Raw genomic sequence first — 26635 nt, 5'->3', positions numbered from 1 at the left:
GGCTCTACTGCTTTTTAAACCAAGTGACATCATCGCCAATTTTATTCCACATCCAAGTAGAATACGCTTCTTGAATCTCCGCCTCCGGCGTATTGCTATCCAGTCCGGAATCCTCAATATATTTATCATTCTCCCCCGCACCGCGACGATAGCTGAACATGATTTTCCCATCTTGCGGCCACCAGTGAAAATTCTCTCCGACTGTCTCATGCACCCATTGAACAAAATCGTTTTGAATGACAGATTCAGGGGTATCCGTATCATACTTACCTTCGCTTTCGAATGCATTGTGTTCTCCGATCCCTCTACTGTATCGGAATACAACCATCATTTCCTCCATATTTCTCTCTCCTTCGTTTCATTTATATATCATGTAATTTCCTTAAGAATAATTTCTTCTTGCCCTTGCCATTGCTCCTCAATAGAAGCGAATAACCAGCCTTTGGCGACCTTTAAAACGCCCGGTTCGCCATCCAACTTAATCGTAGCATTGATTCGATTTGGACCTGTTTCCTGTGTTTCCAAAAGGCTCCATTGTAGGCCTTCCCCACTTTGAAATTCCAGCACTTCCTCGATGCTACGTTTTAGATTTTGAAACGGGTACTCTGTATCATCGGAACGAACAACAAGCTGAATGGTGAAGATTAGGCATTTTGATTCTTCATTTTGATGCATGGTTTTCTTTTCAGGATCCGCTATGGTCTCTTTTTTCTCATGTACATCTTGTAAAATCGGACGTTTCCTCTTCTGGTTCAGCTGTTTTGGAGCTTGTTTGACCGGAACTCCTTTTCGAGTTTGGTACACGACAACGGAAAACACTCCTGCGCTCATTAAGAGAAGAAACCAAAACATAGAAACTGGCTCAGTACCAATCATCAAACAATAAGCGGATAGAATCATTCCTACCAGGCTGTATCCCAGTGTTTTATATTTCTTTATCATTGTTCCTTCTCTGCCTCTTCCCAGGCATTTGAATACGAATCGAACATGGATACCAATTTGGAATAGGAAGGGCCTACGACCTCTTTTCTTAATTCTTTCCATTCCCTAACTGTGGCTCTGCGACCAAGTAATTTTTTCATTGCTATTAGACTCGCCAAAGCTTGTTCTCTTTCATATTCAGGTGTATCTAAAATCCCTTCATCCGAGAAATACGACTCGTCCTTTATTGGGAGCCCATTTCTCTTGCAGAAAAAGTACAAAGCGATATTTCCATAAGCAGTAACACCTGTAATTTGCACTGTTTCCTGAAATTGTTCCTCAGCCCGTTTGCTTAATTCCTCATTAAAATAGGAAAAGTCTGAGGGACGTAGATTTACAGTTGATCGTTTTTGTTCATACTTTCCGCCTTTTTTATGCCGTGTAACTCTGCGAGCAGGATTACAAGGAAACGGAATATCCTCCTTAATCATACGTTTGATTTCAGATTCAATAATTTTTCCAATACTTAAACTCTCTTTTCGGTCTTTTCCTATGTTGTATTTAGAAATATATTCTGACACCGTGTTGTATAAAGATTCGAGAAATAAAGTTTGGAAAGCTGCTTTAGCTTCCTGCAATCAGATCACCTTCCGCTAACCGCTCAAGCCAGAAATAAGGAATATCACCTGCGTTTCGGATAGACGGTGCAAGTTGTACTGTATCATATCGGTAATCCGTCACAATGATTTTAGCTTTGGGCACACTAACTTCCAGCCCGGTTTCAGAAGTGTACTTTACGATACAGCGTTCCAACGAAAATTCCTGGTCTTGCCCTGATTCCTTATATTTCTTATAAAGCTTCAATAGCGTCCCAATGAGATTGGCTCTAAAATTTAATTCATTTAAACTGTCCAACGTGACCCCCCCACCTTATAGCGGCTTTTCCTCCGCTGTAAGAAGTAGTTCATATATATAGTCGATTATTTCCATCTTAGCCTGAGCAACAAGCGCTTGTTCTTTTAGTTTTACAAAGTCCAAAGCCGCACGTTCCCCAGGTGTTGGTTCAAAATTGGGGAAATCAAAATCCATTTCACCAAATCGTTCAACAGCCTCTTTTCTAGCGGTTCTTTTGGCTTCTGCGAATTTCCCCTTCATGTATTGATTAATTTCATCACGGTTAAGCTCATACTTTGATGTAGGCGGAACGGGCCACTCGACCCAAGAAATCGCCAACGAGTACTTCTCTGGATTTGATACCAATTTGGTCACGGTAAGCCTCCTCTTTCAAAATTAACGATAATTAAAACAATATAGTATAGTAATTTTTTATTTTCAACTAGCCTTTAAGGGCTTAGTAAAAAACTTTGCTGGTATCAAGCAACCTAGTAACCTTTCCCTATGAAGAGATGCATGAAACTTACCAGTCTTCATTGGCATCACTTAGCCAGGGCGTTGCGCCACTTTGCTCCGCACGATACTGCGCTTCATATGTACTTCTTTGCGGTTGGATACCTTCCCACCCTTCTTCCTGTGGCAGAACAGTTAGTTCCACGTTCACCTTGTCAGCTTCCCGTTTAGCATTATCCACGCCATATAAGAAAATCAATTCTCGCTGCCCTTGATACGTGAGTGCAAGGGGTACGCCAAAAGCAGGATGCGTGCGAAGCACCGCTGACTCATTAGCAGGCACCGGCCGTTCAGCTCCTCTTCTTGTATAAACAATCATGGGGAGTTGATTCACCGGATCATTTGGTACTTTCGATAAATCATACTGCCAACCAGACGGTACCAATTCATCTTGTTCATAATAATTAAAGGTATCCGGAAGAACATAGAGATAGCGAATAAAGTCTCCGTTCTCCTTACATGTCTTTGCAAATTCTGAGGAGGGTCCCTGCCGTTGCTCATCATTCAACTTGCATACGGAGCGGAGCGGATCAAAATTACTGCATAAAGAGCACGTAGGAATTAATGCCTTTTTGGGTTGTTTTGTCATCTTCATTTATATCATCCTATTCTATCTTCTATTTTCTGAGGTGAGGTGGTATATGTACTTCGCAATAATTATAGGTGAGCCGATATTGCTTCTTGAGCTCTAAATCTTTTTCCTGTAAAGGTATACGACACTTCATGCAAATCAGTTCACTTTTAGTAGAAGTGTGGCTATTGTTATTAGGTTTCGAATAACCATCCAATCCTGAACCTGGATTAGACGCCCATTCTCGATAGGGAGCTAAGTCCCGCCATCCCATCTCAAAATGATCTGCTGCGTCACGTAGAGCATCTGATCGAGCCGATTTAATAGCTTCCTTGAGATTAGCGATTTTTCCCGTATCGTTATAACGTTGAAGTTTGCTAAATCCAATGCCTTCTCGTTCAGCATCTAAAATTCGTAAAATACCGGTGTATTGAACCATGTCATCTTCATGATAAATCTCTGTCTTTCCATCCTTCCATGACCAATATAAACCAGCTTCTTCATTTAACTTATGAATATAGGGCTGAACTCGTATATAAGCACCGCTTCCCTTAGCTGCGGCTTTAGAATCTCTGAATTCCACTGTGCCAGGCGGGAACGGTTCCTTTAATTTCTCTATGATTTCTTTGAACAACCGTTGCTTTTCGTTGTGATCCAAAGCAATCCCTCCTCTTGAGTGTTTATTTTAATACATGTATTTTAAAAACACAATAGGGTTTCAGAATATTTTTCCATAATTAGTACCATATATAGGAAATTGTTACTAGATGTGGGTAGTATATCATGAAAACCCTCAGTTACACACATCCTGGACAGGTTTATATAAAGAAAAAAGAGCTTTACAGCTAAACAGCTGCAAAACCCTCTTTCATTAAATAAATTAGACGTATTACTTAGACAAAACGATATATTCTCTATCGTTGTTTTTATTGACCTGAACCTTCAAACCAACCGCTTTCTGTACATCAACGAGCTTTACATATCGGGATTGCGGGGCAGTATCATTAATTAATACAAAAGGGATAACCTTCTTTTGTTTGTTATACACAAAGCTTATCGTCTTTTTCTTGGCATCCACGCTGTAATTCGGGAATTTTACAATGGTTGTTCCTAAATCAATGAAATTTACATACGTCATCCTATTTACAGAACGGGCTTGAACAAGAGAATACACATTATTCTTCTTAAACACAATAAAGTTTCTATCATTGAACAACGCTTTTACTTCCGGACTATTAACATCCGTATTAGATTGGATATCCGTTACCATTTCGGTGAGATTTCCCTTTTGCTCATTGTTCAAAACACGGTCCAGGTAGGCGCGTTCAGCAGCAATGGTACGAGCAAACCCAGCTTTGAAATTGGCGAACTTTCCACTTAACCGAACATCAGTGATGGTTCGTAAGGTTACATTTGTCAGATACTCCACTACCTTTGCCTCGTGAATGCCAAAATCAACAACCCTCTCTTCTGGCGTTACATCCTCCTGAACCATTTCTTCTACAGGCGTATATTGCGGTTCGGATTGTATCGGAGTAATGGTGCCGCCATTATATTGCAAGTCACCCCACTTATAGTTTTCATCCCATTCAACGCCGAAAACCGTTTGTGCTGAAGCTTGAGAAGTAATGAATGTCGTGCTTAACCCTAAAATCATGGATAATGCTAAAGCCTTGTGCAGCCCCTTCTTCGTAAAGACGATCCCCCTCAATTTTTAAAATAATGTATATCTATGTGATAAATAATCCGGCGGGTGGATCCCGCCGGTTTTACCCTGGCATATTCTTACTCGCCCTTATAAATAGGAGAGCAAGGAAGGAACAAAATAGGCTACTCCAAGAACCAGCGGAGAGAACATGATGAGTCCCAAACCGATTCTTGCGCGTTGAGGATTTTTGGCTGTTTCAAAACGAATTACTAACCCAACGTAAGCAATCGTGGCACATACTGGTACAGCTAGATACCAAATAGCCTTAAACAAAGAATTCCCTATGGTAGTAGAACCACCAACCATATCGTTAACCGTTTTATGTTCAGCCACGTATAGAGGCGTTTCGGTTTGATAGGTATAAACAAGAGCTGGCACATAAGCAACTGCTAGAGTGCCGAAGAAGAAGAAAATCGTCATGACGAAACCTGCCCGCTTCCGCTTCGGATTTTTGCCCGATGTCAGGAGCAAAAGCAATCCTATCAAAAACAACGAACCCATAAGCGGAATTCCGACCAATTGCAATAGACGAAGAAATTGCTCAAACAATGAGGTAAACTTTACCATAATTTTTCTCCTTTCTACCTAGCTGCCCCACCAATATAAAGAAGTGGATTTACGGGGTGTGAGCTTGCTGCTGGTGTTCTATCAAATTTGCCAGCTTTGACAACTTCGAAATGTAGATGCCAAGCGTGGGGATTTCCCTTAGCGTCTTTACCTGAATTCCCTTCCCTTGCAATCACGGTTCCAGCGGTTACTTTTTCTCCTTCATGAACCATAATCGAGCCGTCCATTAAATGTGCATATCTCGTTTGAAGTCCGTTATCGTGCTGAATCATCACCATATTTCCATAACTATTGGAATAATAGATGTAAAAGACGACGCCATCTCTAGCAGCCACTACAGATTTGCCTTTATAATTTTTTCCACCTGTATCAATTCCCGCGTGCAATTTTCCCCAACGCATACCAAAAGGAGAATTCAACCTGCCAATGGAATCTGGCATCGGCCATACCCACCCGTTCACTGCATCCTGCTGAGGAATATCGCCCATATCCCAGTTATCATAATTGGTGTACGAATCATTTAGATTCACACCTGCAAAGTTACCCGCAAAGAATTTCATACTGCTGTCAAGAGGATCGGCAGCGGCAGTCCATTGATAGATGACCGGCACATCTGCTTCTTTGACCCCATTCGCTATCAGAATGTTGGCTATACGTGGAGGATCTTCTTTTAAATCTGGTGATGCCAGGTCATTCACTTCCGTATTTTCATATTGATACCAGACGGTTGTTGTACAATTTTCGCTCGATGTTTCTGAAATTTTGCGATAGGATTCCTTATTTGTGCTACCCTCATTGTTTTGTATTTGATCTTCGTTTTCAGTTCCTAGCCAATATTTCTTTAATGGTTTAACTGGTACATCTCCATAACCAGTCCATACATTGGTCAGTACTTTGTGAGCTGGACGAGGCTTGGTTTTGTATGTAATGGTCGTTGTGCATTTACCTCCGTTTGGCGGGCAACAAACCACAACGGTTTTCCATCTTTCCACATCATCTGATATGGTCGTATAACTAAATTTTGGCTTAAGGGCAGCGTATAACGCCGCTGCGTCTGGGTATTCCGGTTTCCCGTCCAAATTTGTTACCATTTTATAACGGGCAATAGAAACGCCGATGGCCCAGCTCGGCTTTACGATTCTCGTAAAATCTTGTTTCCAGTCAAAGTCCGAACGGATGGGTCCGATTTCCTCCACGCTTGAATCTGCTTGGTCGCGGTAAGAGTCCTCGTATGCTTTATCCATTGCGACTTGCTCAGCCGATCTGGATGTATCATCAAGATACCAGTCGGCCCCCGGGATACTAGAAAGTATAGCCAGGAAAGTTAAAGCAGCAATGAGAATAATCGTGCCATATACCCCTAAAAATGAGACAAGAATGCCTACCAGTTTAGTAATGATTGTTTTAAGAAGAGAAGCGACTAACTTTGCAAATTTCTTCCCTAGTTTACTTCGAAGTGCTTTTAAACCTAAACGTCCAGCTCTCTTCCCGTGGCGTTTCATGTCATCTGCTGCTTGTTTCCCGATATCTTGTGAATTTTGGTCATCATATAAAGACATAGGGTATTCACCTCAACTTTCTGTTACAAAAAAAGGAGGAGGTGTGACCTCCCCCTCTTAAACCACACCACGATGCCTATTTGGTCTTACTAAGGCAGTAGAACGTGTCCATGCCTGTGCTGTACCGACACCAACAGAATGCACTACATCAGCCATTCTATCTTGTCCTGAACGTTGGTCGCCTCGTCCTTGCGTGTTATTAGCAAAGTAAGCATCTGGATTGATAGAAGCTGGATTGATGCGTCGATCATCAAACTGCTGTCCGTCTGCACCGACCACATAAGCTCCCGAAGTTCGGGCAAGTTGAGCTGTTGAACCTGCAAGCCCTACTACCTGGCGTGTATCATAAACAGGAGTTGATTGTCCTTGTACATGGTGACTCACGATTTCTCCAACTGTTCCCGCTGGCGCATGTGGCACACCCGATGATACAGGAGGTGCAGATGAAGAAGCAGAAGGAGATGGTCCCGAAGGAATTGGACTTGCCGAACCTGTTTCTCCTGTTCCCGCTACCAGTACTGGGGAAGGACTAGAATTCACTCCTACTGTAGTTGAAGATGGATTAACTGTAGGATTCGAGCCTGCGACATGGGCTAACGAACCACCGTCTGCCGGATTTACCGAAGTTGGTGCTGGTGATGCTCCCGTCATAGACGGTGTTGCTCCTGGTGTTGCCACTGTTGCTGACTGGCTGCCGACCGTTGGAGTAGAAGCTTGTAATGGATTTTGAGAGCCAACATTTATATCTGGTGCATGTGATGTGCTTGCTACCTGTGCTGTCCCGCTCAAAATCTGTTCAGCAATGTTCTCCACTGCGGCGTTAGTGGCGCCTGTCATGCTGGCAACTGTGCCCATTGTATTACCTGCGGCACCTGCTGAATTCATGACCGTACCAGCTGTACGAGCAACGGAACCGGCTCCACCATAAGCATTTGTACCAATGCCTTGTGCGCGTGCACCAGGGGAGAAACTTGGATTAGTTGTACCTAATGTATAGGAGCCGTTTTCTTGACGAATCCACGGCGAACGATTATTGAATTGATAATCAATCCGTCGTTCCTCGCCATTTTTCAGAGATGAGTCTGCTGCACCCGTTGGGCTTATCTGTTGCCAGTTTCCGTCTGTATCTTGACGGTAAAAAGCAGAACCATTGCTATTCTGTCTCCATTGAACATTGGAGCCTGGATACTTTGAAGCGTAATCTTGTAAATCGCGGTTTCCGTATTCCTGATCCATGATTCGTTCCCGACTAACACCCGACATCATCTGTCCGAGAGCACGCCCTTGCGAACCCAAACCAACCATACCGCCGACCAATTCACCCACTCTACCCGCAGTTTCTCGTCGTAGAGATAAATCATTCCAGGCTTCTTTCGCACCGGATAAGGTATCTGAAATCACATTTCCTGTTGGATTTTGTGCGCGGTTTGGCAAATTACGGATCCCCTGAAAGGCATCCATCGCTCCCGTCACTCCACCCACTGCTACCTGACGAGCTAATTGAGGGGCTAGTTCACCGACTTTTTTACCGATACCTCCGCCTACCGCAGCACCCATTGGGCCGAGAACAGAACCGGCAAGGGCTCCTGTACCCATACCAATCATTCCGCTCATTCGCTTGAGCCTACCCCAACCAGCAGAGTTTCCGCCTGTCATCAGAGAAGTTAATCCTGTTGTTCCGGAATCGCTCGCTAAGTCACTACCATCACTATTAGTACCAGTGCCTCCACCGGAACCGCCAACTCTTCCTGTACCGCCTTTTCTCAGGTCATTCATTCCCTTTGCCATCATGGCTAAGGAGGCGATAGAACCTAAACCTGTCATAGCAGCTGTTCGACCCAGCATGGAAGAGGAATCTCCCATATTCAGCCACTTAGAAAGTAAGCCTGACACTGGAACAAACATAATCAGCATGCCCAACTTGAAAATCATCCCTGCTCCTGTATTCGCAGCGATTAAGGCAAATACACCAAGAACAATGGCATGAACGGACTGTAGAAAGATATTTCCGACATACTCTTTAAACCAAACACCAAAAAAGAATCGTGTTTTAGCGTAAAGAAGGGAGATAGCGGCAACTGGCGCAAGCACCATTAAAAACATGATCACGATTTTTCTGGCAACGTAGATAATATTCATATAGAGGGCAAGAATCCATTCCCCTAAAAATACGAAGATATCTCCGATAGAGAACCCCTGGGCAAAGGCAATAATAGAAACGCCTTTTACATCCCCGCCCTGTTGGGTAATCACGTTTTTCATTCCATTAACAATTCCCTCGTTAAATCCGAATAGAATTTCTGAAAACCATAGGAACGTGGAAACAAAAAAACGCAGATAGGACCCACATATTAATGTCTTGCCAAAAGTCTGCCCGAGCCTGTGGTCGAAGAGCTCCAACCCCTAGTTTCAACGCGGATAGCATAATAGCCAGAACAACAAATACGGCATAGGCTCCCATGAATAGCGAACACATCGGTTTAATGATTTTGTCAAACTCTGTTTGGGAGAACAGCGCATATAACATGGGCTCTTTTTCATCATCAAGCCAAACTTTATACGGATCCCCAAACACTAAGTTTTGCAAAGAGTTAATTCCACCAATATTAAAGAGGTTTTCTGCTTGTCCTACTAAAAACTTTTCGAGGATGCTTGAATTCTCTTTCGTTTGTTGGATTTGCTGACGAAATTCTGTGGTTACAACTTCGCCTTCCTTTGCCTCTTTAACACCGCCAGCTCCTCCACCGACTGTACCATTTCCGGTCACGGTCCCGCCCAACGTTTTTAAGTCAACCGTACCAACAATCGTTACTTTAGCTTGAGGGTTAGGATAATTCTTTGTGTCAGCTGGATTAGCATAGAACATATCAATGTCATTCCCTTTGATTGCGCTACCTGTGTCCTCCGCTATAAAATATCCTGAGTAACCCTCAATCTGCACAACAGATCCTAATGGTATTACTGATGGATCAACCGCAATAGTTCGGTTTGAAGTAGCTGTTGTTCCCGAAGCGGTTACGCCATAACCTGCATCCCCTGGTTTTTTTCCTGTTTCTGTAATCCCGTTACTATACGCTGTAACTCGGAATGTTCCCTTTTGCACCGGGGTTGTCTTTTGATACGAAAATCCAGTATCACTAGCGTTGGACAGAGTAGGTGTTGTACCAGGTACGATAATTGCAAATGCTTTACCAGGCGAGAATACTGGCAATGACACAATCAGTACGAGTAAAAAGCTAAACACGGCAAGGTAGCTTTTTTTCATTAGGCAACCCCATCCCCATAAAGTTCGTCATACTCCACTTCTTCTTCAAGAAATTGGAGTTCGTCCTTACGGGTACGTCGATTCTCCGGTTTTGACATATCAATATTTTGGTTTGTATTCAGATACGGCCATTCATCCGGCGTCGGCTCAGAACGGAAGGCAACAATTTCTTTACCCGCCTTCATAATGACGTCGCCCGTGTCCGCGGTACGAATCATTTCACCGACTTCTTGCGAAAATTTGAAGGTTTCGAGTATGGGCTCTATATCCTCGTCGGATTGTTTCATAAAGGCAACAGTGTTGAACTGGGCCAAAACATCCTTCGCTTCTTGGATTCGATGGAACATTTCATATCGCTGAGATACAAGAGTAAGAGATACGTTCCATTTTCTCCCACGCGCGCTGAGCAACTGTAAGAATTCGAGCATCGCCTTGTACTTTAGCATCATCCAGGCTTCATCTAAAATTATCCTTTTTTTACTTTTCGGATCAGATTTAACAAATCTTTCCCAAATATACGTCATCAGTACGTGCTGAGTAAGTGGGCGCTCAATCCCGTTGGCTGACAGTTTACTAATGTCAAATGTAACAATGGGAGCTTCTTCAAGAGACAATCCTGTGGTGGACTGAATACGGGTCTGACCGTCAAAAAGACCGAAAGCTTTTCCCTTGGTAAACAGTTTGACAACATTGGTGATTTCTTGTAATTCCTTATATCCGCCTTCAATCTCTTCCACCAGACGATTATATACGTCCGTAATAGTAGGCATCTCTGTATAAGCTTTTTTCCAAGTAATTTTTCCCTTATTATCAATATCTTCAATCTGCTGCCAGATGGAGTCCGGATTTTCAGTTACACCTTTCTCCGCATACAAAACTTCTAAAATGTCATTCAGCACGCCAATCTCAATCGGCGTTAACCCTTTAGAGGTTGGATGACATGACTCTTTCATTACCTTGAAAAATTCTAAAACTTCCTTAATTTTGTCGTTAATATTTATTTTTTCTACGATATACTCGTTTTCTCTTCCCTTATTTTTGACTTCTTTTTCCGGGTAGATATCGAGCGGGTTAATTCGGTTGGCATTCGGGTCTTTATTTGCGGTAAGCGGGATTACTACCCCACCTAGAGCTTCCGTTAAAGCAATATACTCTGGCTCCACGTCTATGATAATGTGCTTTTTTATTCCATCCATCGGTCCGCGGCCAATAATTTGTTTGACGAATACCCCTTTTCCCGCTCCGGATTCCCCGAATATACCCATTGAGTAATTATTCAATTTTTTATCAAATTGATTGAAATACACGTATTCTCTGTCATACACACCAATCGGCATTCCGCCTGTATGGTTGAGCTTCGACGAGCTGTGCGGGAAGATGGCTGTCAAAGATAGTTGGTCAAGGTTTCTTTCAGACTTGGTTAAATGATTTTTGCCCAGTGGCAGCGTGGAAAGGAATCCTTCCTTTTGTCTGCCGTAAGCACTAATCAACTCAATGGATTCGCCACCCATTGTACCTTCTAAATCCACGCATTTTTCATTTAATTCCTCAAGGGAATTAGCGAAAATAGTTCCGTGAATGCTGACGTAGTACAGACCATTGCGGTTATTTTTAATATTCCGCTGTAAGAATTTTGTATCTTCCTTCTTTTGAGCAGCATCTTCATACTTGCCCTGATCGCCTCTCTTGTAGGCACTATGGATAACGGTATCTAATTCGTCAATCTTGTCCTGTAGCTTTTTGATGGCCGAGTTTCTGTCGATGGGATTGATATGTACCGATACATCCATATCTTCACCGGTCAACATCCCCTCAATCCAACCGACACGAACTGTCCGAGGATAACCCGATGGCTTAAAGAAAAAGGAGCGACCGTACTTGATGTTTCCCAGCCCTGTCTGAATGACAAAGTGATCATTATGAAAAGTGATACCGTCATTCAACATGTTTTCTACCAAACTTGGGTAGCCGGTCTTTTGATGATCGATGTCATCCTCTACTTTTTCCGATGCCTCCATCTCAAGTTCTCCTAGAGATTCAAAATCAAGCTCGTTCTCAGATTGCTTCTTCCCCGAAGATTTTTTCCATGCCTTTAGTTTCTTCAACAAGTTTTCGCACCTCCTCTACAGAGCTAACAAGATCCTCATAACCTGGCAACGTTGTTGCGTCCGCCGTAATAAAAGGAAAGTTTTTCTCACGTCCGTCCTCAACCAGACTTTCAATCGGATTGACAAGCATACGATCACGGTTCAAGGCTCGCTTCATGACTTCCATCGCATGAAGGCTGTCAAGAAGGTTAGATTCAAGCCGGGCACGTTTTAACATTTTCATAACGGTACTCGCACGCATCCATAACTCTTGAGCGATTTTTCTTTCCTTCTGCTCCGGTGTTAATTTCGCCATACGGCTAACCTCATACGTATACGAGATGACATAGTAAATCCGAAGGGCAATACGGAATTCATTTTCACTTCGAGACTTGATGTAACGAATTACTTTCGTGTTATAGTCTGTTGTCTGGTCGTTACAGCTCTCAAGGTTCGCCATAAACCGCTTTTCTTCTTTGCGTAAATCCTGGCGAACCGCCTGGGCAAGAAGTTGAACCGGAAACCGGATAACCTTAAACAAACTTTGATAGCCTAGAATAATGGAGCTTTGGGCGGATTCGTTAAGAAGGTCAAAGTTTACTGAATCCGTGCTGATAATAACACAGTACTCATTTTTGTCCTTCTCAAAAATCCCGTGTCGAACGTCTTGAATTCCTACTAAATCGGCCAGTGTCATTACATTGTCGTTTTTCTTCTTTTTCTTCTTCTTTTTCTTATCCTTATCGTTGGCAGCAGGAGATTTCATTCCCTGCTCCTCTAGATATTGCTTTCTCTGCCATCCGAAAATGGGCTCGTTATTGTCCATTCTCTTTTTCGCATAGAAGAGAAAAATTAGAGTAACGCCAAACGTTCCCATCGTGAAATAGATAATAAAATCAAAAATAGACAATCCTTCTGCCTCCTAATAGTACGTTTTCTGAGATCGCCAGAATTTGAGTTGGGTGACGACATATTCACTTGCATATTGCTCGTATTTATCTACTTTGAAATATGCAAGCAAAAGTGCAATCCCCAAAGCAAGAAACGAAATCAATCCACGTAAAATCATGTCGGGAACGGTAGGTAGGAAGGGAATGTTACCGTAGAGAAGAAAAATGAGAGACAAGACACCCGTTGGAAAAACGAGCATAAACTGTCGTTTACTGAAAATCGCCAGGATTTCCTTTTCTTCTGCGGTAATATCAATTGGAACGACAATTTCCATACTTTCACCTCATTTCGTTTTACTGTCAGGTCATTGTATAAAAGAGTGGTAGTTAACCACTCTTTTACTTTTGCTGCCTACTGGCTTTAGGTAGTTGCCAAGCTCATGATTCCTTCGGCAAATCCAAAAGCTCCGAAGAACACAAATGCACCCGCAATACAAGAAATGAGAGCGACCCAGAATGTTCCCCGTTTCTGTGGTGAAATCGAACCAAAAATGATGAACAAAGCAATAACCATAATCGCAAGTGTAAAAGCGATACCGCCAACTCCACCAACCATTTTGATAATCTGTACACCCTTATCATGAATAGGGTTATTCGATGTATCGTTAAAAACTTCTTTTCCTACTGTAATTCCTGTACCACCTGCGAACGCCTGCCCAGCGTAAAAACCCAATGTTGCTACTGATGCACTAACTGTTGCTGCTGCTTTTTTAATGAAGCTCATACAATTTCCCCTTTCGGATTTGTTGTAAGCAATCCTCATGTACGGCTTCTTGCGCGCATCACCCCCTTTAAAAATGAACAAAAAAAGGAAGCACACGAAATCAGGGCGTTAATGCCCAAATGTCGAGGTGCTTCCTCTTGTCATAATTCTATGTAGTTATTGCTAAATGCAATTTGATAGATTCATTATGCTTCTAAATGGCTAAGTTGTCAATAATATCCTTACTGCCTTGCGTAATGGTAATGACGAACGATTTTGGCGGTTACATTATCAAAGTTGGTCCCGTCCTCTTGAACGGAATAGTTAATAATGATATCGCCGTAATCAATCTTATGCTTAACGCTCCCTAAAGCATTCCCTACCAAACGGATCAAGTTACTTACACCTTTCAAAGATACCCCTACCCGTTGTAGTTCAGGCTGCTCGTTTACCTGGCCTTGTTGAACAATATTAATTTCCTCTTCTTCATAACGCATTTGCACAAGACCATTACGAACAAAGAAGTGAATGGTCCCTTCGGGCTTCTTTTCCATTTCAAAAGAGCTGTCGAGCAGTTTTTGTTTGACTTCGTTGATTAAAGTTTTGTTAAGCTCATTTTTTTTGTTACCAGTGTTACTCATGTAAAATTTCCTCCCCGTTGGACCTATATAATAATTCCAAAAATAATCAAGGGCAGATTTCATAGGCAGGTGGCACTAATTATATGAAAATATCATTGTCAAAAAACATGAAAATTTCATTAATGCATCAGTAATAGTTATTATAGTACATTATTTTACCTGTTTAAACAACTTGTTTCACTGAAATTTTTCAAAATAATACCTACTATGAAACTATTAACTCCGCCCTTCCCTATGATTTTATGCCCAAACGAATAATCTAAACGACGCATAATGGGATAAAATAATAGGGAAGGAAAGAGAAAATATAAGTTTATTTCTCTATCCCTTACCTTTAGTCCTACATAATTGCTGTATATTGTTTCTCACTATCGAACATACCAGCTGCTCCTTTTACTGCCTCTACCGTTTCCCAAGAAAAAATCCGAAAGGTGTCTCCGCTGACAAATTGCCCTCTGATAAGGGATACACCATTTTCGCAAGGGACATTTCCGGTTAATCTTGTTCGTTTTCCACCGTATTCGATTTCCCCATCCACGATTTCAACGAGCATAACATCGTGAAATTGTCGTGGGCCGAGTTCCGGTGTGGTTGTTATTTTGCTGGCAATTTCCTCTCCATAACGCTGCGTAATAATGTGGTGCTCATGGAAAGGGATACCTGAATTGAAAAACTCATTTTCGTTCTCGCCCGAAAAATGAGACGGTGTGTTGTCTGGTTCATTTGCTAACAAGTCATGAAAACCGTTCTCGATTTCCTCTGGATTGATTGATGCTGTCCATTGGGATTCATTAGCTAACATTTCATCGAAACCTCTGTCAAGTTCATTGGAGCTCAATGAAGGCGTCCATTCTTGTGAATTTGATTCATCCTGGCTTACCGCCTTAATCAAGCTGGCAAGTGCTTCTGTCATATCCTCGCCCGGTTCGCTCGTGCTATATTGTTCCTCTTCGGCAAGGTGATTGGTTAGTAATTCGTCTACCATGGCATCGAATTCTGCGGTTCCCTCAGTCTGCTCTTCTTCTGTATTCGCTTCTGCAACGATTGATTCCGTTGGTTTAGTTACGATTTGAGACGGCATGGGTTCAGGAACAATCGTTAAAGTCGGTTGTGCAGGTTCTTCTATCGCTGGTTGAACCGGTACGGATGCAGCAGCAATTGGAGCTGGTGAATGGTTAGATGCTTGTTGTGCTTCCTGTGCCATTTCAAGTTCCAATTGACGACGACGACCATACCTAAAGGTTTGACCTGTGGCATGCACTTGATGGGGAGAGGGTGTTCTATCACCCAATGCCGCGCATAATCCTGCGATCATTCCAACAAAACCAGGGATAGCTAGGTATACCAATACAGCAAACCCACCTAATGAAAAACGTCCAATGTTTAACTCCATGCTCAACCGTGTATAGAAAAGCAGATTAATTGAAATCGGCAGCATAATCATAAATGCGGCCATGATGATTAACACTTTCCATAGTCTCATGTGAAAAAATGCCTCCCAAAAAGGTTATTTAGTCAACGCTATTACAGCACTTCCAAAAAAAATTAAGGCATAGAACATAACGCTAGTGAGCAAAAGAGTACCCCCGAATTTAAGCACCGTGAGTATGTCTTTTCTTCTCTCGCTTTTTGCTTTTGCAATGGCGATTTTACGTACTTTATCAATTGGCAAAGCGCGAATGTCTTTGTTTCTTAATAACATTTGCATATACTCTTGCTGCTCTACTGTTAATCCCTCATACAGCGAGTTGGAATTAACGGATTTTGCAATATTTTCTAAAATGTCAGCAGTAATTTGTGGGCTCTTGTAAACCATTTGTCATTCTCCTTTAAAGTAAAGTGATGTTTATGTATGGCTGTATATAAAAAAACGCCTGTCAGCAGGAGTGTCAAAAAGACATACTCCGCCAACAGGCGTTTTGAAAATAAAAATAACCTTAGTCATTAAAAAGTACACTAAGGATTCTACATCAAAGTCATTATTAGAATGGGGAAAGCTCCCTAAGTTAAAAAATTTACCATAAGGCTCCTTTCTCGCTTGAGAATGGAGAGATAATAAAAATGAAAATAAAATATATATTCATCATACCATGTTCCAATGCTAACAACAATAGTTATGATGTGTAACTGAATGAGAGGGTTATCCCAAAGCCATAACCTGCTTTCATTCCGTTTTTTCCTTAGATTCTCATGTTTGGTTACTTCCGATTACAAACAAAATCATGGTCCCGAACCGTATAAATAGGCTCTGATGGAGGATGAAGTTTCCGGCAGTCCTCACAATACCAAAATTTAAACTTTCTTAGAAAAAAATAGAATTTCCCATACGGATGATGTAATAAACGCTTGATATTCATTAGATACCATAGAAACCGCATATTATCCCTCCTCGTAGTAATAAAAAAGACGCTCCGCAAATACAGGCGAAAGCGTCTCTTTGAACTAAAATAATGAAAATTGATCAGCGGAAACAGATTTATTTCCTGCTGCCTTCGCTTCTCCAAAAATAGCATTGTTTTTGCCATTTTTACGAGAACTGGTTGGTTTTTTTGTAGTTGGGGCTGGGATTGGGTCCGGTTCAGGAGTGGCTTGCTTTTCCTCAACCACTTCCTCTTCTTTTTCCTCAACCATCTTCATGTTTTCTCCTACAGCCTCTTGCTCTGTCAGGTCGACATGCTCGATGGTTTCAGAACCCTCAATGACCATCTCCTCATTTTGGATAGGCAAGTCCTCTACCTGGTCGGCAGTTTTCTCGCTATCCATCTCTACTACAATCATTTCCTCATTTTCAATTGAAAAAGCCTCTGCATTTTGCTCTTCTGATTGAGTCTCCAATACCGTTTCACTTGATGAATTAGATGCAGGAAGTTCTTCTCCGAAAGAAAATTCCTCCATTGGCATTTCATCAAAGGAGAATTCAGCCATAGGTAACTCTTCCAAGTCATCAAGCAAAAATTCTTCTGGCATTCCTTCTTCCGCCTCGATTTTCATTTCATCCTGATGTGGGATTTCATCCTCTTCCTTATTCGATTGAACAGCTTCCTCTTCAATTTCCTCCTGTGGTTCAGGGTCAGGAAGCGGCGTGCTTAATTCAAAAATAAGGGTATCCAATTTACCGTCCGTCAAGATACGCGAACGATAATCTTCGGGAGATTCATTACTTTCCTGTTGCAGAATAATGTCATCGAGCAATAGGCAACCATGCTCTCCTTTGACTTCCTCCGGCCGGTAATAAACACCGAACGGGATGAATGCCGTGGGATAATTCCTTAAGTTTCGAGCGATGTTATCCAGGTTCTCAAGAATCCGTTCCTGCCTTCGGCATAAGCATTTGGAATGTGCTGGCTCAACTGACGAACAGCCCCCTTAATGGTTGGAGCTGAAAAAGGTTTTTCTCCTTTTTTATAAGCGTTCCAGTTGGCTATCCACCATCCAAACTTTCCATCTAATTGAGTGCTATTACACTTATAGTCATGGGCTTTCGCATAATCCTTCATCCAACTTGGCATCGCACCCTCAAAATGAGCACGGATTACTTTCGCAGGATCTTTAGGATGCAGCTGTGCCATACTCGGCAGCCGATTAAAGCTATGATAAATAGGAGCTGCCTTTTGGTCCTTCTTTTCATGCCACTCAATCACGATTTCACCAGTGAATTCATTATAATTTATCATTGAAAAATATCCCCTCTCTCTACGCAGTCTGAATCTCAGAACGTTTCGTACCGCGAGATAACATTTCACTTGCGAATTTCTCATAATCGACTGCCGTAGCACTTGTTCCGGCACCCTTAAATTCTTTCGCAAGTTCTTCAAAATTCAATTCCTGACGGTCAACAGCAAGGTTTACACCGCTGATTTTGGACAATACCAAACCATGCAGATTCACATCGATGGTATCGAGGCCCATCATCCAATGAACATCTACTACGTCCTTCTGGCCCATACGAACGGCTCTTGAGTAGCACTGCTCTAAACGCTTGCCGTTAAATTCAAGGTCGAATAGGAAAACGGCTTTCGCTTCGGTCAGTGTGTAGCTCTATAGTGATAGGTAAAGGTATTCCTCAGCATTACCCGTAGGAACCTTTTTCCCCCACTTCACACCGTACGTGAAGGTTTCCCATCATACGGCGTTCCATCAAAATTTCTCGTTAGGTCAGTTCAATTTCGCCCTAAACTTTTGAATTTTACTCCATATCTTTTTATCGATATGTTTATAGTCATTTCCATCGTGAATCATTTTGTGGCATCTGATATGGACAGTGGACAGGTTGTTTACTCTGTTTACAAGACTTATAGGAAGTTTTGGTTCAACGTGATGAAAATGTATCTCGTTTGCTTCCGGTTCTATACCGCACACTTTACATTTGCCTTTGTCACGGTTATACGTGTATGCCCTGTTTAGGAAGTATTCGAAGTTATATAGCTTACTTGCTCGTTTGGTTGCTATCAGACTGGACATGTGCAGTGAAAGCAAATCATCCGCTCTCGCTAGTAACGGCTTTTTCTTCATCCTCTTGTTGTATAATTCTCTTCCTTTGGGTGAGAATGGAGATTCCTCTTGCTGTTTTATTACACTCCTTTTCCATTTACAGAAATCTAAACCGGTGATACCGATTTTCATGTTTTCGAAGGTAATAAAAGCAACATATGAGGTGTAATTGCTGTGGACTGAGGGCAGGTTGTATGTTTCATTTGCCGGACCCCATTCTCCTCCAAACTTTTTTAGGGATTTGTACGCCGCATATTTAAGAACTGGTGCGTATTTCGCTAAGTCTAAATTGACCCAAGTAGCTGTTTCATAGTATTGGATTGTTCCCCGAATCATAGAGTTGATTCTATTGATTTCGTGAACGAGTCCGTTCTTATTATCCATCTTGAACTTCCTAATGCGTTGGATAACTTTATGGATTTCCTTTACTTTTTCTTTCAGCCTTTTCCTATTTGGTCTTATTTTTGGTATCCATCCTGTTACTGACTGACCTCGTACCGATTTATACTCGAAACCCAAGAAGCATATTGGCTTTTTCTTAATGTTAGTGATTAGAGTTTTATCTTCTGAAAGTTCCAGTTTCAGATTGGTTTTGAGATACTTTTGTATCCTGCATTTCCATTTACGGGCATTTTGTTCACTATCCGTAATTAGAATCCAATCATCTGCATATCTAATGAAGTATGCGGGCTTGAACTTTTTCTTCTTTAGAAGATGTTGTCGGTTCCTTTTGCCATATTTCTTCGTGAATTTCTTTTGTTCATATTCCCTTGTAATCCATTGGTCTAGCGCATCTAGGTATACATTAGCTAGGAGTGGCGAGAGGATGCCCCCTTGAGGTGTTCCTATGGGGTTTACCTTTATCTCATTCATTATTCCAGCTTTAAGCATCTCCTTTATTACCATGAGTACTCTTCTATCACGTATCCCCATGTGCCATAATCTTTTGATTAGGATGGTATGGTTTACGTTGTCAAAGAATCCTTTTATATCGCCTTCAACTACCCAACTGTATCCGGTTCTTAGCACCACTGTTGTTGCTCTTGCCATTGCCATATCAGCGTTTCGCATAGGGCGAAAACCGTATGAATGGTTGAAAAACTGAGCTTCGCAGATAGGTTCAACAACAATCCTGACACATTCTTGGATAATCCGGTCAATAACGGTTGGGATTCCTAGAGGTCGCTTTTCACTTTTATTTTGTTTGGGAATATAAACTCTCCGTACTGGTTTAGGTTTGTAATGCTCAAGCCCTTCTTGTATGCGTGAGATAACTTCCGGGTAGTCTTTCTCCAGAATGTTTTCCCGCATCGTTTCCCCATCACTGCCCGCTGTTATGCTACCAGTATTGGCTTTAATGTTGTGAATGGCTGTAAGTATTACTACTTCTGATCGGATGATTTCCAGTAGGTTTTTGAATTTCGGTATCTGGTTTTCTTCCATTGCCACTTTCGTTCTTTGATAGAAAGAATCTAGTGTATACCTTAGTTGGTATTCATTCGTAAGGGTTTCATGTTCTTGGACCATGGGCATCGCCTCCTTAACAGGACAATTCCATTGGCTTTAATCAGTTTTGCTCAATGGCTTCCATGAAAAGAAATTGAATGCCTAACTCTGAAATTCTGACTATGCCCCTTCGCTCCGCAGGCATTACCCTGCTTCATCACTACTACGGGCTGCTGCCATTCAGATTCAACAGTCATTTCCTACTGTTTAGAGACGTCAGGTTTCGTACCCCTTATCATTCTCTTCTGACTTCCGTTGTTCCGTATGTTCTTAGCTTTACATGATTGCCTTAGCTTCTCTCTATGACCCGTCAACCATCCTTTTGTCCACTGTTGGAGGACGCAGGACACTGATCTTCTATGAGATTAGTACAGATGCGTGAGCGTGCAGAAACCCACCTCTGCGATTGAACCCATTTTCATGGGTGAATACCTTGTTATTCGGTATCCCAAACGTTACGAGCCTAACATCCGAGAGTTCCTTCCAACGAAAAATCGTTCTGTAAGCATAGCAATTTTATAGCCCCCCGCATACTTCCCTAACCGCTTTTCAGGTCTAGTTTTCTGCGACTTCACCGAACTCTCGTACCCCATGTTTACGAATACATGGCGCACGTCGGAGTGCTTAGGGATAAGATGCCAACATTCATCTCTAACAGGAGCTTCCCCTGTCTATTCGAACATACAGTTAGATTCCTATTTCTGTGGAACCCCCTAGTTTTGTCCCATATTTCTATGAGGGTTGTCTAGGAACAACGCGTACCGGCACCGGTCTTATGTGAAAAAACAATAACAGACAGCGGGTCATTGGGGTCTTGGAATCGACGAATGAATTCCCAACGGTCTTTCATAGCAACGCCGCCATGAATAAATACCGCCTCTTTGCCAGGATAAAGTCCATTCAGAAGTTTGCTCAGCTCCTCCACGGTGTTTTTATGACCGGAAAATACAAGAAACTTCTGCCCACTCATAAGAAGATTTCTACCATTGCTTCGCAGGTAATCAAGTTTAGCGGTCGTATTTCCACCTTTAGCCGCATCATACTCGGCAAACTGCCACGGTGAACTTGCTGCTTTTCGCAACTTGTCCATCCAGGTGCAGATTTCGATGGTTGAAATACGGTAGCTATCCCCGCGATCTTCGGCTTCTTGCTTTCGGATTAATTCAAACTCATACCACTCTTTAAAGGCTTCTAGCAGGTTGTCATAGAGCTCGCGTTCAGCTGCATGCAGTGGCAGATGTACTCGGTGATGCTCTGGCTTCGGCACTTGTAAGTATTTTGCTACTTCCCTGTCTGCTTGTTTCTTTCGAATCATCAAGGAGTCAAGGATAGCCCATAGACCTTGAAGGTTACTCGCACGAGGCTCAACACTATCAATATCAAGGACACGACGCTTTTTCCCACCGCTATAGTGTTCACGGAAATGCTCAATCCCTTTGCGACCATACATTTGAAATGGTCCATTTTCAAGAGGATCTTCAAAACGTGAGGTACAGCCTGTGAGCCATGCCAAAATACTGAACAGATCGTCCGCCCCATTCTCAGCTGGCGTTCCGGACAGTGCAAGTCGTTTTGGAGCCGTAATCCGTAGAATCGATTGGGCTCTTTTACTCTGCAAATTCTTAATATAATGGGCTTCATCTATTAAACTGTGTGTGTACCCGTGATGATAATAATGAGAAAGCGGCTTTTTTCGCTTTTCTATCACGGAATAATTACACTTCACATTAATAAAATGACCACCCACTCTTTTTCTTGCGACATTCTGACACTGATAGGTGCCTTTCCAGGGATGATTACAGTCCGGGCAATGCTCCGGCATATCTTCCTCCGTCCAACGTTCATTCACAATGGGACTATATTTTCTCTTGGTATGAGAACAATAGCCTTTAATGCGATGACCATTCGGATCCAGACGCAATTTCATTCCACAACAAGGACATGTCTCAAGTACCTTATGCTTAAATGTAATGCGATCCGCAGCCCACTTTTCATAAGACACAAGATGAATTTTCTTGTCTGATTGTAAATCGCCTGGCTTCTCAAGAACGATGCAATCATCTTTATAACCTAGCAACTCAACCTCTCTTAGCCAGTCATTGACATTCCGGCTCATGGTCACAATAATGATTTTTTTACATGTTGGGTCTGACAGCATCGCAACTAAGCTGGTGCGCGTTTTCCCAAGTCCCATTTCAAAAGCCAGGAGCATTCTCTTCTTTACTTGGAATACTGCGCCCGCTTCTTTCTGAAAAGGAAACATGCTGGAACCATCAACGAAAGGCTGACCGAACATATCCTCTATCCGCTCTAATGCTTTTGCGTATTCGGGAGTGGTCATAACCTCTTCAACACTCCGTACATCTATACGATATCGACGCTGGAATGCCATGAGCATTTCATTCACCTTTTCTACTCCCGTAGAAGGCTCTAATCCCCAATCGGATAAAGCAGTAAAAGCAACTTCCTGTTTGAATGTCTTTTCACCCTTAATGTACTGGTGCAGTGAAAGCCCCTTTTTGGTATCGATTTTCGATGCCTCAAGGCATTCCGACAGTAAGCTTTGCTCTAATAAGTCCTCTCCTGAAAAGACAATCTTGTGACTGTTATAAGTAATTTTCATTGAAAAAGCCTCCCTAACTGAAATGAATCAGCTCAGGAGGCACACCTCACTCTCATAATAGATTTTTAATTTTTATTAGCCATTTAACATCATTTGGGCAACAAGGGCTTTAATGCTTGGCGCTTCTTCTGACGTTAATGTAAGGGGCTTTTGATTGCTAGGAACATGAAGCGTAATATCTTCAGTTCTAAATACATTGGCAGCCAACTCTAGAAACTCCGCATTTACAGCAAATTCAACGGGTGTTCCATCTACAGACACGCCCAATTGCTGCTTAAGCACTTTTGGAATAACCGCGTGTACTTTACCATCAATAATTCTAATTTCAAGCTTTGCCTGGCGTACTGCGGCTAATTTTTTTACACGTCGGCACAATTCCAACAATTCCTGACGATCAAAATGCCATGCGGAATTAGTGTTGGTATTGTACATGCCGTCAATATTCGGGAATGCACCAACAATGACCTGAGCAACCGCCGTCGTATTACCTGCGCGGAAAACAAACAAGGATTTCTCTTCATTCATCCCCACTTCCACCTCAGCATCAGAAGCAATGACTTCTGCTACTGCATTTAAGGAAGCAGTATCAATCGTGCATTGCTCTGAAAACCAATCCATTTTTCCAGCGGATATCGTTAAACCTTTGTAAGCATCTGTAGCTCGTACAAAAACTTCGCCGGTTAAAGCATCTTTTTGGAAGTTTGGACCTGCGATGGAAGGGTTTTTCATCCCTGGGTTGAAAGGAGCTGCGAAAGGAGTCATCATGCGAGCAATACCATGCAACACATTGGGACCCCATCTGACCGTTTCCACCAGCTCAGGAATTTCAATGAGAGGGGATTTTTCCTTCACAACCTCTACGCTGATTTTAGATCCTCTTCCCCACTTCATGTCCAACGTTGATTTCTCAAGACTAATCTCAATCGTTTCATCTTTGGGAAGTGCAGAAACTTTTTTCTCAATCTCCGGAACGGTTGTAGCAATCTCAAATTGTTTTGAAACTTTTGCATCAATACGTTTCTCAACTGAAATTTCAGTTCCGTTAAAATAAAAGCTCACTTGATCTTTGGTCGTTTTGATAAACAAAAGACGTTCGCCAAGAGCAGCCTTACGAGCACTCTTCGCCATAACATTCACAACACCCATTAATACATCCGATTGAATTTGCAACATCTTACATCTCTCCTCTTAAAGTAATTTGGTTTGGTTGGTTGGCCTTTAAAATTGAAAAAGCGCCCCAGGCGACCACAAAAGTCACACAAGAGCGCATATATAAAAATAGCCCTTGCAGCGACAATGGGAAATAAAAAATTTCACACTATCACCACAAGGGCGTATTTAACAAAGGGTTGTTAACGATTAAAAAATGGTGTCATAAAAACACTAAGGCTAATCCCTCGCTTGACGGATTAGAAATAAAAAATGAAAAAAATACTATATGGATATTCTACTTTCTAATGCGGTTTAAATCAACCATAAATTAGGCTGATTAGAAAACCTTCTCAATTTTTTGCGCCATCCCCTTAATTTGTTTTATTATATATATGTAATATAAAAACACAAACAACATTCAGGGGGGATGATATGGCTTATCCGGTCTACAAGCTTATTGGGGAAAAGGACGAATACTTTTTGGCTGCTCAATACAGGGGTTCGTATGCTACCTATGTTGCTGTAACGAGACTCCCCCACCTAAATATGCATTTAAACGAATCCTACGAATGCACACCATCAGGGATTGAAACAGATGACAATGAACTTCATATCTATCATCCTATACGAAAATTCGAGGATGAATGAACCGAATACACGACATTTGATATTAAAAATAAAGAGACAAGGGGAAATGAAAAATGACGGCTACTACGCTAGAAAAAAGAAACGAAAAAAAGAGAAAAAAGAAAAAACTGACGCCAGAACAACAACTACAAATGAATTTCTTGCAATCTTTATCGCCAGAGGAATTAATCATGCGTAATGTGAAAATGGCACAAATCGAAAAAACGCCTCTTTATATCCAACCTCCGGCCAGTGCAGCAGAGAGCACTTATTTTGGCTGGATGCGCGGGATTGCCCTTCAAGCAGAAACCATGACAAACGGTCGCTGGCACTACTGGTTAAGTCTTTTAGCAAAAGGCGATTACAATGGAGAACCTGCACCTGAAAATAAACTGGATAATAACATTTTGGGCTCCATCGGTTATAAAATGCTTGAGAAATGCGTGGAAGCCTGCAAGCAAGAAGGATATGGCATTGAAAATTTCTTAGAGTGGGTAGGTTATGCTCTTGGCATTGCCTGGTTCAGTAAAAAGCCGGATATTTCCGAGAGGTTATGGACTCGCTTGTTTGAAACATTCTCTATGGATGTACTTTTAATTGAACCTAAAGACTACTTTTCCTATCTACTTAGTATGCATGGATTTAGCGGGTGGTTAGAGTATTACCCGACTCCTTCTCATGTCTCTTCTCTGATGGTTCGTTTATTGGGTGACAGTGACCCTACGTTAAGCGTATATGAGCCTACATGCGGTGTTGGAAGTATCTTGCTTCACTCGGAGAGTTTGAATATGACAGGTACAGATTTGAACCCTTATATGATAAAAGGAGCCTGTATTCAAGCGTTCATGTATGCACCCTGGCTATTGTACACGCCTAGCGTAGTTCTCGGACTCCACTACTCAAAAGAGGAACAGCGTATGAACCGATATTTTGAGTTTGATACAGATACACGCCTTTATTGCGGGGATGCTTTGCTCGGGGAATTTAGGGCACCCGTTCACATTTTTGAACAGAACAGTGAAATAGTCGATGTGTATATCAGTCCTCTCGATTTATCCAAACGGGCCATTTTCAAGTATGAAGAAGAGATGCAAAAAGATTGGAATACTCTCTCGCAAGAAACGAAACTTGCGATCACCGCAGCTTATTGTAGAGATATGGGTTTCTGTTCGGGATTGGCTAACCCTCCATTCGGTAAGGTTCCCAAATTTACCCGAGAACAGATTGCGGAAGTGGAGAAGAAAAACGCCAAATTTCTTGAGGAGCGTGAGGAACGTTTGCGTCAGGCTAACATCGATCCGCACCCAATGGTCGCCGTTGCGGTACAGCAAGCGGAAGCAAAGGTAGAGCAGATTCAAATTCAAATCGAGCTGGAAGAAAAGACTGGAACCTTCCGCTTAGCTATTTAAGCGTTCTTAAGGTAGAGTGAATCATATGCTAACAAAAGAAAAACTAGTCAACGCAGCAAAACAAGCAAATGAAAATAACGATCATGTGTACATCATCCATTCAGGAAACGGTATTGAGGTTAGTGTAAAACCAGCTTCCACCTATATGCAACACAGGGAAGAGATTGTAGCCAATATGGATATTCTTAAGGTCATGATGCCGGATAGCATTCTCAAATACGACTTCTCGCAATGGCGAGGGCATGATGTTTCCATAGATATTTTAGTTGATGCAATTAATAAAGAATTTACTTAACAAAACTCCCCTCTTACCTGGTAATGAGGGGGAGTTTTAAATGACTTTATTATTTATTTAAATGACTTTATTATTTTTTAGCTCTATTAAACGTCATTGCTGAGTTTCTTTGCTCAACTAACGGGCAGTAATATTTAATATCCTGAAACCTAT

At 42.0% G+C, this 26635-nt stretch carries 28 protein-coding genes; 3 read left to right on the top strand and 25 right to left on the bottom strand.

Annotated elements, in window-relative coordinates:
- Positions 1-4: 4 nt before the first annotated feature.
- The 25 genes from MBEAL2_RS16580 to MBEAL2_RS16460 form a co-directional block, all read right to left on the bottom strand.
- Positions 5-340 carry a hypothetical protein gene (locus MBEAL2_RS16580; RefSeq protein ID WP_047153390.1) on the bottom strand — a complete coding sequence of 112 codons (336 nt, stop codon included), beginning with the start codon at positions 338-340 and terminating at the stop codon, positions 5-7.
- A gap of 29 nt (positions 341-369) precedes the next feature.
- Complete coding sequence (locus MBEAL2_RS16575) at positions 370-942, bottom strand: hypothetical protein (protein ID WP_047153389.1); 573 nt, start codon at positions 940-942, stop codon at positions 370-372.
- The gene (locus tag MBEAL2_RS16570) at positions 939-1559 is read right to left on the bottom strand and encodes a hypothetical protein (protein ID WP_047153388.1); all 621 of its coding nucleotides are present in this window, start codon (positions 1557-1559) and stop codon (positions 939-941) included. The genes MBEAL2_RS16575 and MBEAL2_RS16570 overlap by 4 nt, the downstream gene beginning before the upstream one ends.
- Positions 1546-1836, bottom strand: a complete 291-nt coding sequence (locus MBEAL2_RS16565; RefSeq protein ID WP_047153387.1) for a hypothetical protein — start codon at positions 1834-1836, stop codon at positions 1546-1548. The genes MBEAL2_RS16570 and MBEAL2_RS16565 overlap by 14 nt, the downstream gene beginning before the upstream one ends.
- A 15-nt stretch (positions 1837-1851) precedes the next feature.
- Entirely contained in the window at positions 1852-2190 is a 339-nt protein-coding gene (locus tag MBEAL2_RS16560) for a hypothetical protein (protein ID WP_047153386.1), read from the bottom strand.
- Between the two features lie 148 nt (positions 2191-2338).
- Positions 2339-2923: a hypothetical protein gene (locus MBEAL2_RS16555; protein ID WP_047153385.1), complete on the bottom strand. Its 585-nt coding sequence runs from the start codon at positions 2921-2923 to the stop codon at positions 2339-2341.
- A 22-nt stretch (positions 2924-2945) separates the two neighbouring features.
- Positions 2946-3557 (bottom strand): hypothetical protein, encoded by a 612-nt coding sequence (locus tag MBEAL2_RS16550; protein WP_047153384.1) that lies wholly within the window; start codon positions 3555-3557, stop codon positions 2946-2948.
- Between the two features lie 231 nt (positions 3558-3788).
- Entirely contained in the window at positions 3789-4556 is a 768-nt protein-coding gene (locus tag MBEAL2_RS16545) for a hypothetical protein (protein ID WP_047153383.1), read from the bottom strand.
- A 138-nt stretch (positions 4557-4694) separates the two neighbouring features.
- The gene (locus MBEAL2_RS16540; protein WP_047153382.1) at positions 4695-5174 is read right to left on the bottom strand and encodes a hypothetical protein; all 480 of its coding nucleotides are present in this window, start codon (positions 5172-5174) and stop codon (positions 4695-4697) included.
- Between the two features lie 14 nt (positions 5175-5188).
- Positions 5189-6733, bottom strand: a complete 1545-nt coding sequence (locus MBEAL2_RS29370) for a M23 family metallopeptidase (protein ID WP_052947766.1) — start codon at positions 6731-6733, stop codon at positions 5189-5191.
- 57 nt (positions 6734-6790) lie between these two features.
- Positions 6791-8995 (bottom strand): hypothetical protein, encoded by a 2205-nt coding sequence (locus MBEAL2_RS16530; RefSeq protein ID WP_047153381.1) that lies wholly within the window; start codon positions 8993-8995, stop codon positions 6791-6793.
- A 19-nt stretch (positions 8996-9014) separates the two neighbouring features.
- A complete protein-coding gene (locus tag MBEAL2_RS33640; RefSeq protein ID WP_052947765.1) occupies positions 9015-9998 on the bottom strand; it encodes a 3D domain-containing protein in 984 nt (327 codons plus the stop codon).
- The gene (locus MBEAL2_RS16520; protein ID WP_047153380.1) at positions 9998-12106 is read right to left on the bottom strand and encodes a VirB4 family type IV secretion system protein; all 2109 of its coding nucleotides are present in this window, start codon (positions 12104-12106) and stop codon (positions 9998-10000) included. Before MBEAL2_RS16520 ends, MBEAL2_RS33640 begins: the two co-directional genes overlap by 1 nt.
- A complete protein-coding gene (locus MBEAL2_RS16515) occupies positions 12054-12995 on the bottom strand; it encodes a hypothetical protein (RefSeq protein WP_047153379.1) in 942 nt (313 codons plus the stop codon). The genes MBEAL2_RS16520 and MBEAL2_RS16515 overlap by 53 nt, the downstream gene beginning before the upstream one ends.
- Positions 12996-13007: 12 nt before the next feature.
- Positions 13008-13310: a PrgI family mobile element protein gene (locus MBEAL2_RS16510; protein ID WP_047153378.1), complete on the bottom strand. Its 303-nt coding sequence runs from the start codon at positions 13308-13310 to the stop codon at positions 13008-13010.
- An 86-nt stretch (positions 13311-13396) separates the two neighbouring features.
- Positions 13397-13759: a hypothetical protein gene (locus MBEAL2_RS32415; protein ID WP_047153377.1), complete on the bottom strand. Its 363-nt coding sequence runs from the start codon at positions 13757-13759 to the stop codon at positions 13397-13399.
- A gap of 221 nt (positions 13760-13980) precedes the next feature.
- Positions 13981-14379 (bottom strand): hypothetical protein, encoded by a 399-nt coding sequence (locus MBEAL2_RS16500; protein WP_047153376.1) that lies wholly within the window; start codon positions 14377-14379, stop codon positions 13981-13983.
- A gap of 340 nt (positions 14380-14719) precedes the next feature.
- On the bottom strand, positions 14720-15862 hold the full coding sequence (locus MBEAL2_RS16495; RefSeq protein ID WP_047153375.1) for a hypothetical protein: 1143 nt from the start codon (positions 15860-15862) through the stop codon (positions 14720-14722).
- A gap of 24 nt (positions 15863-15886) precedes the next feature.
- Positions 15887-16195 carry a hypothetical protein gene (locus MBEAL2_RS16490; RefSeq protein ID WP_047153374.1) on the bottom strand — a complete coding sequence of 103 codons (309 nt, stop codon included), beginning with the start codon at positions 16193-16195 and terminating at the stop codon, positions 15887-15889.
- A 626-nt stretch (positions 16196-16821) separates the two neighbouring features.
- Entirely contained in the window at positions 16822-17571 is a 750-nt protein-coding gene (locus tag MBEAL2_RS16485) for a hypothetical protein (RefSeq protein WP_047153373.1), read from the bottom strand.
- A gap of 77 nt (positions 17572-17648) precedes the next feature.
- Positions 17649-18053, bottom strand: coding sequence for a hypothetical protein (locus MBEAL2_RS16480; RefSeq protein ID WP_047153372.1), 405 nt, complete (start codon positions 18051-18053; stop codon positions 17649-17651).
- 19 nt (positions 18054-18072) lie between these two features.
- Positions 18073-18324: a hypothetical protein gene (locus tag MBEAL2_RS16475; RefSeq protein WP_047153371.1), complete on the bottom strand. Its 252-nt coding sequence runs from the start codon at positions 18322-18324 to the stop codon at positions 18073-18075.
- A gap of 210 nt (positions 18325-18534) precedes the next feature.
- Positions 18535-20397: a group II intron reverse transcriptase/maturase gene (gene ltrA, locus MBEAL2_RS16470; protein ID WP_047153370.1), complete on the bottom strand. Its 1863-nt coding sequence runs from the start codon at positions 20395-20397 to the stop codon at positions 18535-18537.
- A gap of 724 nt (positions 20398-21121) precedes the next feature.
- Positions 21122-22999, bottom strand: coding sequence for an SNF2-related protein (locus tag MBEAL2_RS16465; RefSeq protein ID WP_047153369.1), 1878 nt, complete (start codon positions 22997-22999; stop codon positions 21122-21124).
- Positions 23000-23074: 75 nt separating this feature from the next.
- Complete coding sequence (locus MBEAL2_RS16460; protein WP_047153368.1) at positions 23075-24172, bottom strand: beta clamp domain-containing protein; 1098 nt, start codon at positions 24170-24172, stop codon at positions 23075-23077.
- A 411-nt stretch (positions 24173-24583) separates the two neighbouring features.
- On the opposite strand from MBEAL2_RS16460, the gene MBEAL2_RS16455 reads away from it, so the two are divergent.
- The 3 genes from MBEAL2_RS16455 to MBEAL2_RS16445 are packed head-to-tail and all read left to right on the top strand — an operon-like array spanning position 24584 to position 26482.
- Positions 24584-24799: a hypothetical protein gene (locus tag MBEAL2_RS16455; RefSeq protein ID WP_047153367.1), complete on the top strand. Its 216-nt coding sequence runs from the start codon at positions 24584-24586 to the stop codon at positions 24797-24799.
- 53 nt (positions 24800-24852) lie between these two features.
- Positions 24853-26187: an N-6 DNA methylase gene (locus MBEAL2_RS16450; RefSeq protein ID WP_152667815.1), complete on the top strand. Its 1335-nt coding sequence runs from the start codon at positions 24853-24855 to the stop codon at positions 26185-26187.
- A gap of 25 nt (positions 26188-26212) precedes the next feature.
- The gene (locus tag MBEAL2_RS16445) at positions 26213-26482 is read left to right on the top strand and encodes a hypothetical protein (RefSeq protein WP_047153365.1); all 270 of its coding nucleotides are present in this window, start codon (positions 26213-26215) and stop codon (positions 26480-26482) included.
- Positions 26483-26635: the final 153 nt, after the last annotated feature.

Origin of the sequence: Aneurinibacillus tyrosinisolvens, assembly GCF_001015055.1 — a bacterium.
In the GTDB taxonomy this organism is placed as follows: Bacteria; Bacillota; Bacilli; order Aneurinibacillales; family Aneurinibacillaceae; genus Aneurinibacillus_A; species Aneurinibacillus_A tyrosinisolvens.
This window is presented reverse-complemented; position numbering and strand designations above follow the sequence as displayed.